This is a genomic window from Streptomyces sp. NPDC002092 (assembly GCF_053593775.1).
The window spans coordinates 695,737-710,451 of record NZ_JBSFDG010000001.1 but is presented as its reverse complement, the minus strand read 5'-3'; the positions used below and the strand labels follow the sequence as shown (position 1 = coordinate 710,451).

Here is a 14,715-nt window from a genome sequence, read left to right as displayed (position 1 = left end):
CTCCGCAGTTCCACCTGCCGCTGGCAGTGATCAACCCTAGCCGCAGCGAGGCAACATGACAGGGCATCACGGGACACGGGCTCCCGAACCGCCGGACGGGCTCATGGCTCTTCAGCCCTGGTTGGCCCCCTTCGGAATGCCGTACGCCCGCTCCACCTTCAGCCGCACCACCAGGCGCCGGTCGCGGACCATCGCGGCACGGTAGTCGTCCCAGTCCGGGTGCTCGCCCACGACGTCGCGGTACAGGCGGATCAGCTCCTCCACCGTGTCGTCGTGCGGATCCTTGGCGACGGGTGTGAGCTCGGCGGTGCCCTCGACGACCGTGTAGGCGCGACGGTCCGGCGTGGACACGTGGTACGACGCCCGCGCGTCCCGGCGCAGATTGCGGGTCTTGGCCCGGTCGTCGGTGACGGAGATCCGGATGATGCCCTCGTCCGGATAGTAGTGATGGCTGACGTTCGACAGCTGGGGCCGGCCGTCGCTCTTGAGGGTGACCAGTACGCCGCTGCGCTCGTCGGAGAGCAGCTCGAGCAGTGTGTCGTGAGTCATACCCGGATCAACCCGCGGGACCGATCTACGCATTCCCCTCCGCCCATTTCCCAGTAGACACTGTCTACGGACGAGTGGTAGACAGTGTCTATGGATGCATCGGAGAGTGGGCTGCGGGACCGGCTGGTCGACGTCGGAGTGGAGCTGGTCGCAAGTGAAGGCGCGCAGGCGCTGACCCTGCGGGAGATCGCGCGCCGGGCGGGCGTCTCGCACGGGGCGCCCCGCCGCTACTTCCCCACCCACCTGGAGCTGCTGTCCGCCATCGCCCGCCGCGGCTTCGCCGAACTGGCCGAGCGGGCGACGGCAGCCACCGGCGACGGCACGGCGACCCCGCGTGAGCAGCTGACGGCCCTTGGGCAGGTCTACCTGGAGTTCGCCGTCGACAGCCGCGGCATGTACGAGCTGATGTTCCGTCACGACCTGTTGGAAAGCGGGCACTTGGGTCTGCGTGACACCAGCCTGCCGCTGTTCGGGCGGCTGGTGGAACTGGTCGGGCGGGTACGGCCCGGCGCGGACGCCCGGGTCGTCGCGGGCGCACTGTGGGCGAATCTGCACGGCATCGCCCAGCTGTGGGGCTGGGGCAGCCTCCAACTCGCCACGGGCGCCGACGACTTCGTACCTGTGCTGCGTTCGGCCCTCGACGCCCATCTGGGGGACGGCGCATGAGCGGGCACCGCTCGCTGACGCTGGCGTGCAGCGTGGTCGGGGCGGTGATCGTCGCCCTGGACGGCACGGTCCTCACCGTCGCGCAGCCCACTCTGCAACGCGACCTGGGCGCGTCCTTCGCGCAGGTCCAGTGGACCAGCACCGGCTATCTCATCGCGGTGGCGGGCCTGTTGGTGTTCTCCGGACGGCTCGGCGACCGGTTCGGGCATCAACGGCTCTTCGCCCTGGGGATGCTGGGCTTCGGGGCGACGTCGGCGGGCATCGTTCTGGCGCCCGGTGTCGGCTGGGTGATCGGTCTGCGGGCCCTGCAAGGTGTGTTCGGGGCGTTGCTGCAGCCTGCCACGCTGGGGATGCTGCGGGCCGCCTTCCCGCCCGACCGGCTGCGGATGCCGATCGCCGTGCGGACCGGCGCGATCGGGCTCGCGGCCGCGGCGGGGCCCGTGCTGGGCGGGGCGCTGGTGGCCGGGCCGGGCTGGCGGGCGGTGTTCTTCCTCAACGTCGTACCGGCACTCGCCCTCGGCCTGCTCGCGCTCACACTGCGCGAGCCGCGCGCCCAGCAGCCCTCCCCGGCCCGCCTGGACGTGCCCGGCGCGCTGCTGCTCGCGGTGGCCCTGGCCTGTCTGGTCCACACCCTGGTCGGGCTGCCGTACGGCGGATGGACGCCGGCGAGCGCGCTCGGTCTGGTGGCGGCCGCGGTCGCGGGTGCCGCCTTCGTACAACATGAGCGGCGGACCGCGCACCCGCTGGTGCCGCCGGACGTGGTGGGCTCGGCAGCCGTCGGTTCCGCGCTCGGCATGCTGGTCGCCGCGTCGGCCGCCCTGAACGGCACACTGTTCGTCGCCACCTTCCTGCTCCAGGACACACTCGGTCTCGCCCCGGTGCACATGGCCCTGCTCAGCCTGCCGCTCGCGGCACTGATGATCGTCGCCGCGCCGGGGTGCGCGGTGCTGCTGCGCCGGGCCGGGGCCCGCCGTACGAGCGTGGCGGCGATGACCGTGCTGGCCGCCGGGATCCTGGTGCTGGGCCGGGCCTCCGGAACGGTCGGCTTCTGCACCGGGTTCGCACTGGTGGGGGCAGGGTTCGGCACGGTGATGGTGGCGGCCACCCATGTCGTCGTACGCCAGGCCGCCGTCGGGTCGGCCGGGGTGGCGGGCGGGTTGCAGCAGACCGCGATGAACGTCGGTCCGGTGCTGGGCGTGGCCGCAGCGACGACGCTGATGGGGCCCGGCCACGGGCACGGGCCGGCGCTGAGCGTCCTCGCCGTGGTGGCCGTGGCGGGGGCGGTGGCGGGCCGCGCACTGCCGGAACGTTCCACCGAAACGATCAATCATGGTCAACAGGGGGACCTCGTGCCCGTTCCTGAGCGACGATGAGACCAGACACAACAGGCAAAGTCCGCTGCGTTCAGCGCGCCCCCGAAGGGGCGCGGGGAACTGCGCGACCAGCCACGACAGTGCCGCAGCCGATTGACGGCCTGTCGCGGCACTCACAGCGGAGCGCTCCGCGCACGGAGGAGAGCGAATGGCACAGCTGCGACAAGAGGTCGACCCTGGCGAGGCCGGGCTGGACGCCAAGGCGCTGGACCGCCTCGACCAGCACTTCGCCCACTACGTCGACGAGGGCCGCCTGCCCGGCTACCTGGTGGCCGTGGCCCGCAGCGGACGCGTCGCCCACCTCACCACCCACGGCCTGCGCGACATCGCGGCGGGGCTGCCCGTCGAGGCGGACACCCTGTGGCGGATCTACTCCATGACCAAGCCGGTCACCTCGGTCGCCGCGCTGATGCTGGTGGAGGAGGGCCGTCTGTCGCTCGACGACCCGGTCGCCCGCCACCTCCCGGCCTTCGCCGACCCGCAGGTCTACGAGAGCGGATCCGGCTCCGGCGTCCGGACCCGCCCGGCCGCCCAACCCCCGCTGATCCGGCACCTGTTGACCCACACCGCGGGCCTGACCTTCGCCTTCTACCACCAGCACCCCGTCGACGCCCTCTACCGCGAGGCGGGCCTCGATTCGGCCGTACTGCCCGGCTCCGACCTGGCCGGGACCGTCGACGCGTACGCGCGCCTGCCGCTGCAGTTCGAGCCGGGCACCGAGTGGAACTACTCGGTCGCCACCAATGTCCTCGGCAGGGTGATCGAGGTCGTGTCCGGGCGGGCGCTCGACGAGTTCTTCGCCGAGCGCGTCCTCGGCCCGCTCGGCATGACCGACGCCGGGTTCTGCGTCACGGACGAGCAGGCGCCGAGGCTCTCCGAGCTGTACGGGGAGACCGACGCCGGCGGCATCGAGCCGATCGCCGGGCTGCCGCTGCGCGGGCGGCCCCGCTTCCTGTCCGGCAGCGGCGGGCTGGTGGCCTCCGCGTACGACGTGCACCGCTTCATGGAGCTGCTGCGCCGCCGCGGCGAGCTCGACGGGGTCCGTCTGCTGGCCCCCGAGACGGTGGACCTGATGACCAGCAACCAGCTGCCCGGCGGCGCCGACCTGCGCGCCTTCGGCAGCCGCCCGGTCCACGACGAGCCCGGCAACGACGGCGTCGGCTTCGGCCTCGGGGTCTCCGTCGTCATCGACCCCGACCGCACCCAGGCGCCTTCGGGCCTGGGCATGTTCGGCTGGAGCGGGGTGGCGACGACGACCTTCTGGGTGGACCCCGGGCGCGATCTGACCGTGCAGTTCATGACGCAGGTCCGGCCGAAGTCGTCACTCAGGCTCTTCCCGGACCTCAAGCGGCTGGTCCACGAGGCGGTCGCGGACTGAGCGGTCCTCGGGACCGCGACCGGTTCACCTCGCCGACCGCCGGTGTCGGCGAGGTGGTGCACGTTCCTGCTCAGGACAGGTGGGCCACCGCGTCCAGATGCGGCAGGACGTGGTCGAGCCGCTCCCGCTTGGTGCGCAGATAGGTGATGTTGCTCTCGCACGGCGGGATCAGCAGCGGGACGGTCTCGGCCACCTCGATGCCGTGCTGCACCAACGCCTCCCGCTTGCGCGGGTTGTTGGACATCAGACGCACCGAGTTCACGCCCAGGTCCTGGAGGATCTTGGCGGCGACGCCGTAGTCGCGGGCGTCCACCGGCAGTCCCAGCGCGAGGTTCGCCTCGACGGTGTCCAGGCCCTCCGCCTGCAGCGCCATCGCGCGCAGCTTGGCGAGCAGACCGATGCCGCGGCCCTCGTGGCCCCTCAAGTAGACGACTATGCCGCTGCCTTCGGCGACGACGGCCTTCAGCGCGGAGGCCAGCTGGTCGCCGCACTCGCAGTGCTGGGAGCCGAACGCGTCACCGGTCAGGCACTCGGAATGCAGCCGGGTGAGAACACCGTCCGTGCCGATGTCACCGTGGACGAGGGCCACTTGCTCGTCGCCGCGATCGTGATCCATGTAACCCACCGCCCGGAATTGCCCGTACACCGTGGGCAGTGGGGCATTCACAATCCGTTCCACGCCCGTGCGCTGTGGGGACTTCTTGCCGAGGACGCCGATTTTATCTGTCATGATCTGATTCCTAAGCAGAGACGAAAGGCCGTGAAGAAATGAGTGTTTCGGGCGCGCGTACGGCGGCATACGGGCTGGTGCCGGCGGACACTACGGAAGAGGTACGGACCAGGGCGGCGGGTGTCTCAACGCAGGTCGCAGTCCTTCCGGTCGGGAGCTTCGAGCAGCACGGTCCGTTCCTTCCGCTGGCGACCGACACGCTCGTCGCCTGTGCCGTGGCCCGGGAGATCGCGGCGGCGTACCCGGTGCACCTCCTTCCGCCGGTGACGATCTCCTGCTCGCACGAGCACGCGGCCTGGCCGGGGACCGTCAGCATCTCCTCCGTGACCCTTCACGCGGTGGTGAGTGACATCGCGCAGTCGCTGCGCCGCTCCGGCGTCGACGTCCTGGTGGTGGTCAACGGGCACGGCGGAAACTATGTACTGGGCAACGTCGTTCAGGAATCCTCCGCCCGCGGCGAGCGCATGGCTCTGTTCCCGGCCGCCGAGGACTGGGAAGCGGCACGGCAGCGGGCGGGGGTGACCACCTCGCTGCTGACCGACATGCACGCGGGAGAAATCGAGACCTCCATCCTTCTGCACGCTCACCCGGAATTGCTCCGCCCCGGTTATGAGGCCTCCGATTTCGTCGCGGACGACCGGCGTCATCTGCTCACCCTCGGTATGTCCGGCTATACCGATTCGGGCGTCATCGGACGCCCTTCGCTCGGTTCCGCGGAAAAGGGGAAGGAACTGCTCGCCGCCCTGGCGGATTCCTTCGGAGCGTATTTCTCACTCCTCACCTCGGCGGACGATTCCGGCGCGGAAACCGGAGAGACGGGGGAAGCCGGCAGCGCGCGCGGGTAGTCGGTTTCGCGTGCCGGTTCCGGGGCGGCTGCCGCCCTTCCGGAGCCTGCGCGCAGGCCCGTGTACCAGCGGGCGACGAGGACGGCGAGGCCGGGCAGGGCCGCCACGAAGCTGAGCACCCCGTACACCACGGAGACGGCCACCCCGCTGCTCGCGCCGAGCCCGGCCGCTCCGAACGCCCAGGCGGCGACGCCCTCGCGGGGGCCGAAGCCGCCGACGTTCAGGGGCAGGCCCATCGCGATCAGTGCGAGGACCGCGAGCGGCAGCAGCGCGGCGACGGAGGCGCCGGATCCGGCGACGCGTGCGGCCAGCACGAACATCGCGATGTGGCCGGCCAGGATGAGCACCGACGAGGCGACGACGCCCGGCCAGTTGCGGCGGGACAGCAGCCCCTCGCGCGCCTCGGCGAGCGTCGCGCGCAGCGCCCGGCCGCGGCGGGAGGGCGCCTGGTTCATCCGCAGCGCCACCATGACGGCGAGCGCGCCCGCCACTGCGAGCCCCACCAGCGGCGCGAAGTGCCGGGTCTCCGCGAGCACGGGGGACGGCATCGTCAGCAGCACGGCTCCGCCGAGGACGGTCAGCGCGACCTGCCCGGCGACCCGTTCCAGGACCACCGAGCGCACGCCTCGGCCCATGTCACCGGCGCTCTGCCCGTGCCGTACCGCACGGTGCACGTCTCCGAGGACTCCGCCGGGCAGGGCGGCGTTCAGGAACAGCGCCCGGTAGTAGTCGGCGACGGCCGCCCCGAGCGGCAGCCGGATCCTGAGCCCCCGGGCGACCAGCGCCCACCGCCACGCGCTGAGCACAGTGGTGACCACCCCGATCCCCAGCGCCGCCAGCAGCGTCGGCATGTCGATCCGCCGCAGCCCGTCCAGCAGCACCCCGGTCCCGAGGCGCCACAGCAGCGCCCCGAGGATGACGACACCGGCGACCGTACCGAAGTGGGTCCGCACGGCACGAGAGTTGAGCCGGCTCACGATCCCCCGCCACCATGACTCCCGCCCCACGCCCGCTTCCGGCCGGGCGGAGGAGACGATCACACCGATACGCGCCTCGGAGACGGCAGCACCGGTGGGCGCGAGGGACGCCACACCGGGGGGCCGAACCGCGACGGCCCCCGCCGCAGACCCGACGCCACCGACCCGCGCCTCAACCGCCGCCCCGGTCGTCGTCGTTGAGCCCGCTCCGCCGGCCAGCGCTTCCGTCGGATCCCCCGCCGACGTAACACCGTCGACCTGCCCGTCGGCGGGTCCGCGACGCAGCGCGCGTACCGCTCGCTCGCGTCGTACGACGACGGCCCGCACCGTCTCCACGCTCATGACGCGCCGCCTGTCGGTCGGGACAGGGCCAGCAGGTCGCTGTGGTGGACCACGACGTGGAGTTCGCCCGCCGCGCAGGCGGCCAGACGGTCCCGCAGATACCGTTCTGCGCGGGCCTTCAGCTCGGGGCGTTCCTCGACGGCCGCGCCCACCCAGCCGCGCAGCCACTGGGCCGTCAGCGCGGCCTCGTCGGGGCCGAGGCGCCAGGGGCTGGGGTTGACCCGTACCGTCGCGCCCCGTTCCGAGAAGGCCTCGCAGGCCACCGTGATCGCGTCCGGGCCGAGCAGGCCGCCGCGGCGCTGGTGCGCGTTGAACGCCTCGGTGATCTCCTCGTCCATCGGGTCGGACGGGGTGAGTTCGACGCGTCCGGCCACCGAGAGCGTCAGCAGGGCGGGACAGCCGGCCCCGGTGCAGGCGGCGGCGAGGGCCTCGATCTCCTCGCGGGTGAGGACGTCGAGCAGCGCGGACGCCGTCACCAGCGAGGCGCCGGCGAGCGCGTCCGGGGTGAGCCGGGCGACGTCGCCGCGGCGCGTCTCCACGGAGACCCGGCTGCCGTCGGCGGCGGAGCGCGGGGAGGCGACGGCCGCGAAGTGCAGCAGGTACGGGTCGCGGTCGTGCAGGACCCAGTGCTGGGCGCCGTCCAGGCGGGGTGCGAGCCAGCGGCCCATCGAGCCGGTGCCGCAGCCCAGGTCGTGGATGACCAGCCCGGCCTTGCCCGGCAGGTTGGCCAGCCGGATCCGCAGCGGGTCGAGCAGCTCGTGCGACCGCGCGGCGGCGTCGGCGGGTTCGCGCAGCTCCAGCCACTCGGGCGCGTAACGGGGCGCCTCCTCGGGCCCGGTGTCACGCAGCCGCACGGTGGCGCGCTCGCCGGGGCGCGGGGCGGGGCCGGCCCCGGGTATCACGGAGTCCGCCGTCTCGCAGGCGTCGCGGTCGGCCTGTTCGGAGCCGCCCCGCGGCCCGGGCTGCGCCGGGATCTTCCCGCCGGACTTCGCCGGCACCGTCCTGTTCATGCCGCCCTCCTGGGTTCGCTCGGCAGCCGGCCCAGTACTCCGGCAAGGCTTCGGGCCGTGGTCGCCCATCCGTCCAGGGCGGCCCGCCGGCCCCGGGCGGCGGCCTTGAGCCGGCGTCGTACGTCGGCCTCGCCGAACCAGCCGCGCAGTTCGGCGGCGAGGGCGGCGGGGTCCTCCGGCGGCACGAGGATGCCGGGCACACCGCCGTCGGGGGCGCGTCCGACCGCCTCGGGGAGGCCGCCGACATCCGTGGCCAGCACGGGGATGCCGCGTGCGAGGGCCTCCGTCACCGCCATGCCGTACGTCTCCGCGTACGAGGTGAGGACCATGAGGTCGGCGGCGTTGTAACTGGCGTCGAGCTCGGCACCGGCCTGCGGTCCGGCAAGGTGGATCCGGTCCTCCAGACCGTGCTCCTTGATCAGCAGTCGCAGCTGGGCGACGTACTCGGGGTCGTGCCCGAGCCCGCCGACGCACACGCAGCTCCACGGCAGGTCGGCCGCCGCGGCCAGCGCCTGCACCAGCCGGTGCTGCCCCTTGCGCGGGGTCACCGACGCCACGCACAGCAGCCGGGAGACGCCGTCGGTGCCGGAGGAGAGGGGCGCGATGTCGGCGCCGGGGGCGGCGACGTGCACCCGCTCGGGGGCGAGGCCGTGGTGGGCGACGAGGCGGCGGACAGCCCAGTCGCTGGTGGCGATCACGGCGGGCACGGCCCGCAGCACGTCACGTTCCTTGGCGTCCAACTCGGCGGCCACGGCGGGCTCGAGGCCCCGCTCGTCGCCGAGCGGAAGGTGCACGAGGACCGCCAGCTGCAGCCGCTCCGTCTCCGGGACGACGATCTCCGGGACCCCGCAGGCCACGATCCCGTCCAGCAGGACGACCGAGCCCTCCGGCAACTCCCGCAGTGTCCGCGCGAGTTCCGCACGGGCTTCCGCCCCCGGCCGGGGCCACTCGCCGGCCACCGCGTGCTTGTGCACCTGCCAGCCGAAACCGGGCAGGTCCAGACTGACGCGCCGGTCATAGGCGTTGCCGCCGCTCGGCGCGGCCGGGTCGTCGACACCGCCCGGCATGACGAAGTGCACGGAGCGCAGGGACATGGGGATGATCTCGGCGTTCTTCAGGGCGGAGTGCTGTACGGGCACATAGCTGAGCGACGTCATCTCCGCCTCCCCCGGGGCGTTCTCCACCTTCTCCAAGGTCACGTCGGTCACAGGGCACGCTCGTAACTCGCCCAGGCGATGTGCGACTCGTGCAGGGTCACCGAGATGCCTGCGATGCCCTTGGCGCCCTCACCCAGCGCGCCCTTCTCGATCCGCTCGGCGAGCCGGTCGGCGATGACCTTCGCCAGGAACTCCGTGGAGGTGTTGACGCCGGCGAACTCGGGCTCGTTGTCGAGGTTGCGGTAGTTCAGCTCGCTGACGACGGCGCCGAGTTCCTGGGTGGCGAGTCCGATGTCGACGACGATGTTGTCGTCGTCCAGCTGCTCGCGCCGGAACGTGGCGTCCACCAGGAACGTCGCTCCGTGCAGGCGCTGCGCGGGTCCGAAGACCTCGCCGCGGAAGCTGTGGGCGATCATGATGTGATCGCGGACGGTGACACTGAACAACGGACGACCCTCCAGGTGCGGCGCCTCTGGTCCTCCGGCCGTTGGCCGCCGGAGGATGCCGTGTAGTACGGCTCTTCGCTTCCCCCCGTTCAGCCGAATCTCACTCTTTTCTCAGGTCAGACCGTTTCGGGGTACCTCACACGGTGACACAGCGCGGGAATCTCGCCGTTGGCCAGCCGGGGCATCACCTCAGGCAGCTCCTCGAACGCGCTTTCCCCTGTGATGAGAGCGTCGAGCGCCGGGTCGGCGAGCAGGTCGAGAGCGAGGGCGAGCCGGTCGGCGTAGCTGCGGTTCGCGCGGGCCGGGGAGACGGTGCCGACCTGGCTGCTTCGGATCGTCAGCCGCCGGGAGTGGAAGGCCTCGCCGAGCGGGAGGCTCACCTTCCGGTCGCCGTACCAGCTCAGTTCCACGACGGTGCCCTCGGCGGCCAGGAGTTCCAGGGCCCGGGCGAGGCCCTGCTCCGTTGCACTGGCGTGCACCACCAGGTCCCTTTCCCCGAGCGCGTCCTCGGGCAGCGCGAAGTCGACTCCGAGGGCCTCGGCGGTCTTCGCGCGGGCCGGGTCGGCGTCGACGAGTTGCACGCGTACGCCCGGGAAGCGGGCCAGCAGGGCGGCCACCGAGCAGCCGACCATGCCGCCGCCGACCACCGCGATCCGGTCGCCGACCAGCGGCGCGGCGTCCCACAGGGCGTTCACGGCGGTCTCCACGGTCCCGGCGAGGACGGCCCGCTCGGCAGGAACGGTGTCCGGCACGACCGTAACGGCCGAAACCGGTACCACATACCGCGTCTGGTGCGGATACAGACAGAAAACCGTACGCCCGACCAGTTCCTCGGGCCCCTCCTCCACCCTGCCGACACTGAGGTAGCCATACTTCACGGGTGCGGGGAACTCACCCTCCTGGAACGGCGCCCGCATGGCCGCGTGCTGACTCTCCGGAACGCCGCCGCGGAAGACGAGTGTCTCGGTGCCGCGGCTGACTCCGGAGAAGAGCGAGCGCACCAGCACCTCGCCCTCGGCGGGTTCGGGCAGGTCGACGCTCCGGATCTCGCCGAGACCCGGACGACTCAGCCAGAACGCGCGTGCGGTGCGGTTCATCCGGCCTCCTCCTGAACGATCGGGAAGTTGTTCACGTACCGAGGTGTGCACAGGCCGCGCACAGTACGCGGCGTTGATCGACTTTGTCATACGGCCGGAGGGTGTGCGGTGGCCCTGAACAACACTTACGACGCAAGGCTGGTCCAGCAGGAGACCGCTGTGGGAGCGGGCGTTCAGATCCTGTTGCTGGCCCTGCTCGGCACGGCGATCGGCATGGGGCCGGCGGGCTGGCTGACCGGCCTCGTCTTCGCCGTCGCCATGTGGGCGGTGCTCTCGCGGGCACTGCACCGCACCCGGCCGCGCTCGTTCGGCCCGGCCAACCGCGTGACGCTCGGCCGGGCGACCCTGGTGGGCGGTGTGACGGCCCTGGTCGCGGACTCCTTCGAGAGCTCCCCGCCGGTCACCGCCCTCGTCGGCCTCACCGCGGTCGCGCTCATCCTGGACGGTGTCGACGGCAAGGTCGCCCGCGCCACCGGCACCTCCACCCCCCTGGGAGCGCGCTTCGACATGGAGGTCGACGCGTTCCTGATCCTGGTGCTCAGCGTGTACGTCTCCATGCAGCTCGGCCCGTGGGTCCTGCTCATCGGCGGCATGCGCTACGCCTTCGTCGCCGCGGCCCGCGTCTGGCCGTGGCTGAACGCCTCCCTGCCGCCCAGCACGGCCCGCAAGACGGTCGCCGCGATGCAGGGCATCTGCCTCCTCCTGGCCGCCTCGGGCTATCTGCCCCCCATGGCCTCCCTCGGGGTCGTCGTACTGGCCCTGACCACACTGATCTGGTCCTTCGGCCGCGACGTCCTGTGGCTGCGCCGGACGTCCCGGGTCCAGGACGGCGAGGTCGAGGAGATGCTGGACCTGGAGTCGGAACGCGAGCCGGTGGCGTCCTGAGCCTTGTCTCCCGGGCACAGACCAGGAAACGGTTCAGCAGCGCCCTACAGGGGCGCGGGGCTGTGTCGATTTGACAGGCCGTCGGAAGCTGCCTAAAACCTAGCCACATGACATTCATTTTCAAAATGAGGTCGGCCCGGTAATGCGGGTCGCGTTCGTCGGCAAGGGCGGCAGCGGCAAGACCACCCTCTCAGCGCTCTTCACCCGTCATCTGGCCCGCTCCGGCGCGCCGGTACTCGCCATCGACGGCGACATCAACCAGCACCTGGCCGAGGCGCTGGGGCACGACGAGGACCATCTGGACGCCCCGCCCCTGGGCGCCCATCTGGCCGAGATCAAGGACTTCCTGCGGGGCACCAACCCGCGCATCGCCTCCCGCGAGGCGATGATCAAGACGACCCCGCCCGGCCGCGGCTCCCGCCTCCTGCGCCTCCTCGGCGAGGACGAACTCCACGCGCGCCACGTCCGGCGCGTGGGCGACGTGCCGCTGATGGTGACGGGCGAGTTCGACGAGAGCGACCTCGGGGTGGCCTGTTACCACTCCAAGCTCGGCGGCGTGGAGCTCTATCTCAACCACCTGGTCGACGGCCCCGGCGAGTACGTGGTGGTCGACATGACGGCGGGTGCGGACGCCTTCGCCTCCGGCCTGTTCACGCGGTTCGACATCACGTTCCTGGTGGCGGAACCGACCCGTAAGGGCGTCTCGGTCTACCGGCAGTACCGCGACCACGCCCGCGAGTTCGGCATCCGTGTCGCCGTGATCGGCAACAAGGTGACGGGCGAGGACGACCTGCTGTTCCTCAAGGAGCAGGTGGGCGACGACCTCCTGACCCACCTGGTCCACTCCCCGTGGGTACGGGCGGCCGAACAGGGCCGCGCGGAAGGCGGGTTGGACACCCTGGAGCCGCACAACCGCCACGCCCTGACCATCCTGCGCGAGACCGTCGACGCCCACCCCAGGGACTGGTCCGCCCTGCACCGCCACGCCGTCGAGTTCCACCTGCGCAATGCCCGCGCATGGGCGGACGAGGCGACCGGCCTGGACCTCGCCGCCCAGGTGGACCCGGAGTTCGTACCCGGCCCGACGGCGCTCACCTGACCACCCCCATGCAGAACATCCACCACCTCTTGGAACGGACGCCCGTTTTCATGTCTCTCGACGTCTCCCCGAAGCTCCTCGCCGAAGCCGAGTCCGGTGACCTCCGCGAGGAGGACTTCGTGGACACGGTCCGCACGTCCCTCCCGTACGCCTACGACCTGATCGCCTCCCTCGCCGGCGAACTCAAGGGCGGCACGGCCGAGTTCACCGACAACCAGACCCCTCCCCCCTCCGGGCAGGAGCGCGGCCAGCTTCTGCGCGCCCTCGCGAGCGACGCCATCCGCGGCAGCCTGGAACGCCACTTCGGGGTGGAACTCGCCTTCCAGAACTGCCACCGGGTGGCGGCGTTCCGGCCGGGGGCACGGGACGGCGAGACGTACGGGCGGTTCACCTCACTGCGGTCGCAGGTACTGAACCAGTCGCCGGAGTTCCGGGACTGCTGACGCACGCCGCGCCCTGCCGGCCGGCACGACCGCAGCCACCGCTCAGAGGATCTCTTCCTCCTCCGGGACGACGACCTGGTCGATCATGTACTGGATCTTCTCGGCCGGCAGGGCGACCGCCATGGCCCAGTAGTAGATGATGAGGCTGAAGACCGCGGTGGCGAGCATGTCCCACCACAGCGGGAACCACGGGTGCTTCAGAGGACCGAAGTCACTGAGGTAGACGATCAGCCCCATGCCGACCAGATAGACCGGCAGCCACTGGGCGGCACGCAGGTCCAGCTGCGGGGTGATCGGGTTCATCTTGAACACGCGGTTGGCGATCAGGATGACGTAGCCGATGAGGATGGCGACGCCGAGCTTCCAGTCGGTCGTCCAGCCCGACCAGAGGATCAGCAGGTTGGCGACGATGAAGGCGAGCGGTGACATCCAGCTGCCGCCGGGCAGCCGGTAGGGGCGGTGCGCCTCCGGCAGCCGGTTGCGGAACACACCGAAGGACAGCGGTGCGCCCGCGTACATCAGCACGCTCGCGCTGGTGATCAGCCCGACCAGGGAGCGCCAGCTCGGGAAGGGCAGGAAGCAGATGCAACCGATCACGAAGGCGGTGATCAGACCCACCCACGGGACACCGCGCCCGTTCGTCTTCTCGAACGCGGACGGCACGTAGCCGTTGCGGCTGAGGCCGTAGGAGACCCGGGAGGAGCCCGTGATGTAGATCAGGCCGGTGCCGGCGGGGGAGACCACCGCGTCGAGATAGAGGATCGTGGCCAGCCAGCCCAGGCTGATGAGCGTGGCGACCTGGGCGAACGGCCCGCTCAGCGCGTTGAAGGCGGAATTGGCCCAGGTATGGCCGATCTGGCTCGCGGGGAGTGCGGCGAGGAACACGACCTGCAGGAGGACGTAGATGATGATGCCGAGGATGATCGACCCGATCACCGCCCGCGGGATGTCCCGCTTGGGATGGGCGCTCTCACCGGCCAGCTGGTCTGCCTGCTCGAAGCCCAGCAGGGCGAAGATGATGCCGCTGGTGGACACGGCGGACAGGATGCCCTTGGCGCCGTAGGGGTTGAATCCGTCGGCCGCGGTGAAGTTGCCGGTGTGGAAGGTCGCGATGGCGAAGACGAAGATCGTCAGCAGCGGGACGCCGACCTTCCACCAGGTCGCCGCGCTGTTGGTGCGGGCCAGCAGTCGGATGCTGAGGAAGTTGATCGCCGTGATGACCGCCATCAGCCCGACCGCGACGGCTATGCCGGAGGCGGTCAGGACGTGTTCGCCGCCCTTGATCTTCTCCCAGCCGTGCGCCCAGGAGTAGTGCTGGCCGTACGTGATCATGGCCAGCACCTCGATGGGCGCCACCGTGGCGGCCTGCAGCCAGGAGAACCAGCCGAAGGAGGCACCGGCGGCGCCGCCGTAGGCGTAGTGCGGGAAGCGGGCGGTTCCGCCCGACACCGGATACATTCCGCCGAGCTCGGCGTGCACCAGGGCCAGGATGAGGATCGCCACGCCGCCGATGGCCCAGGAGATGATCGCCGCCGGCCCGGCCGCCGCCAGGGCACCCTGGGCGCCGAACAGCCACCCGGATCCGATGATCGATCCCTCCGAGGCCCAGATGAGGCCGATGAAGCCGATCTCGCGCTTCAGTCCCGGTTTGGTTCCCGCGCTGGGCGCTTTTTCCGATGTGGCCATGACGCACACCCCCTCATAGGGTGATCCTCGTC

General features: G+C 71.4%; 14 protein-coding genes and 1 pseudogene. 7 read left to right on the top strand and 8 right to left on the bottom strand.

Annotated features, from left to right (window positions below; genetic code table 11):
• Positions 1-111: 111 nt before the first annotated feature.
• A complete protein-coding gene (locus tag ACWCRD_RS03525) occupies positions 112-549 on the bottom strand; it encodes a PPOX class F420-dependent oxidoreductase (protein WP_450964278.1) in 438 nt (145 codons plus the stop codon).
• A 90-nt stretch (positions 550-639) separates the two neighbouring features.
• On the opposite strand from ACWCRD_RS03525, the gene ACWCRD_RS03520 reads away from it, so the two are divergent.
• The 3 genes from ACWCRD_RS03520 to ACWCRD_RS03510 all read left to right on the top strand — a co-directional run bounded on the left by ACWCRD_RS03520 (position 640) and on the right by ACWCRD_RS03510 (position 3,966).
• Positions 640-1,215, top strand: coding sequence for a TetR/AcrR family transcriptional regulator (locus ACWCRD_RS03520; RefSeq protein WP_450964277.1), 576 nt, complete (start codon positions 640-642; stop codon positions 1,213-1,215).
• Positions 1,212-2,588, top strand: coding sequence for an MFS transporter (locus ACWCRD_RS03515; RefSeq protein WP_450964276.1), 1,377 nt, complete (start codon positions 1,212-1,214; stop codon positions 2,586-2,588). Before ACWCRD_RS03520 ends, ACWCRD_RS03515 begins: the two co-directional genes overlap by 4 nt.
• Before the next feature lie 148 nt (positions 2,589-2,736).
• Positions 2,737-3,966 carry a serine hydrolase domain-containing protein gene (locus ACWCRD_RS03510; RefSeq protein WP_450964275.1) on the top strand — a complete coding sequence of 410 codons (1,230 nt, stop codon included), beginning with the start codon at positions 2,737-2,739 and terminating at the stop codon, positions 3,964-3,966.
• Between the two features lie 70 nt (positions 3,967-4,036).
• Here the strand turns inward: ACWCRD_RS03510 and ribA are convergent, their stop codons facing one another.
• Positions 4,037-4,696: a GTP cyclohydrolase II gene (gene ribA, locus ACWCRD_RS03505; protein WP_344400184.1), complete on the bottom strand. Its 660-nt coding sequence runs from the start codon at positions 4,694-4,696 to the stop codon at positions 4,037-4,039.
• Between the two features lie 38 nt (positions 4,697-4,734).
• Here ribA and ACWCRD_RS03500 point away from each other — a divergent pair.
• Positions 4,735-5,394 (top strand): annotated as a pseudogene (locus ACWCRD_RS03500) (creatininase family protein); the annotation flags it as partial.
• Here the strand turns inward: ACWCRD_RS03500 and ACWCRD_RS03495 are convergent.
• The 5 genes from ACWCRD_RS03495 to ACWCRD_RS03475 form a co-directional block, all read right to left on the bottom strand.
• Entirely contained in the window at positions 5,367-6,860 is a 1,494-nt protein-coding gene (locus ACWCRD_RS03495) for a lysylphosphatidylglycerol synthase transmembrane domain-containing protein (RefSeq protein WP_450964274.1), read from the bottom strand. The pseudogene ACWCRD_RS03500 and the gene ACWCRD_RS03495 overlap by 28 nt on opposite strands.
• Complete coding sequence (locus ACWCRD_RS03490; RefSeq protein ID WP_450964273.1) at positions 6,857-7,870, bottom strand: class I SAM-dependent methyltransferase; 1,014 nt, start codon at positions 7,868-7,870, stop codon at positions 6,857-6,859. Before ACWCRD_RS03490 ends, ACWCRD_RS03495 begins: the two co-directional genes overlap by 4 nt.
• Complete coding sequence (locus ACWCRD_RS03485) at positions 7,867-9,078, bottom strand: glycosyltransferase family 4 protein (protein WP_450964272.1); 1,212 nt, start codon at positions 9,076-9,078, stop codon at positions 7,867-7,869. The genes ACWCRD_RS03490 and ACWCRD_RS03485 overlap by 4 nt, the downstream gene beginning before the upstream one ends.
• Positions 9,075-9,473 (bottom strand): 6-carboxytetrahydropterin synthase, encoded by a 399-nt coding sequence (locus ACWCRD_RS03480; protein WP_115910305.1) that lies wholly within the window; start codon positions 9,471-9,473, stop codon positions 9,075-9,077. The genes ACWCRD_RS03485 and ACWCRD_RS03480 overlap by 4 nt, the downstream gene beginning before the upstream one ends.
• 116 nt (positions 9,474-9,589) lie before the next feature.
• Positions 9,590-10,570, bottom strand: a complete 981-nt coding sequence (locus tag ACWCRD_RS03475) for a zinc-dependent alcohol dehydrogenase (RefSeq protein WP_450964271.1) — start codon at positions 10,568-10,570, stop codon at positions 9,590-9,592.
• 108 nt (positions 10,571-10,678) lie between these two features.
• Between ACWCRD_RS03475 and ACWCRD_RS03470 the strand changes: the two genes are divergently transcribed.
• The 3 genes from ACWCRD_RS03470 (at position 10,679) to ACWCRD_RS03460 (ending at position 12,997) form a co-directional block, all read left to right on the top strand.
• Positions 10,679-11,455: a CDP-alcohol phosphatidyltransferase family protein gene (locus ACWCRD_RS03470; RefSeq protein ID WP_450964270.1), complete on the top strand. Its 777-nt coding sequence runs from the start codon at positions 10,679-10,681 to the stop codon at positions 11,453-11,455.
• A 142-nt stretch (positions 11,456-11,597) separates the two neighbouring features.
• Positions 11,598-12,554 (top strand): ATP-binding protein, encoded by a 957-nt coding sequence (locus ACWCRD_RS03465; RefSeq protein ID WP_450964269.1) that lies wholly within the window; start codon positions 11,598-11,600, stop codon positions 12,552-12,554.
• Positions 12,555-12,604: 50 nt separating this feature from the next.
• Positions 12,605-12,997, top strand: a complete 393-nt coding sequence (locus ACWCRD_RS03460) for an SCO5389 family protein (RefSeq protein WP_450964268.1) — start codon at positions 12,605-12,607, stop codon at positions 12,995-12,997.
• A 42-nt stretch (positions 12,998-13,039) separates the two neighbouring features.
• On the opposite strand, the gene ACWCRD_RS03455 is transcribed toward ACWCRD_RS03460, so the two are convergent.
• Positions 13,040-14,683 (bottom strand): APC family permease, encoded by a 1,644-nt coding sequence (locus ACWCRD_RS03455; RefSeq protein WP_450964267.1) that lies wholly within the window; start codon positions 14,681-14,683, stop codon positions 13,040-13,042.
• Positions 14,684-14,715 lie beyond the last annotated feature (32 nt).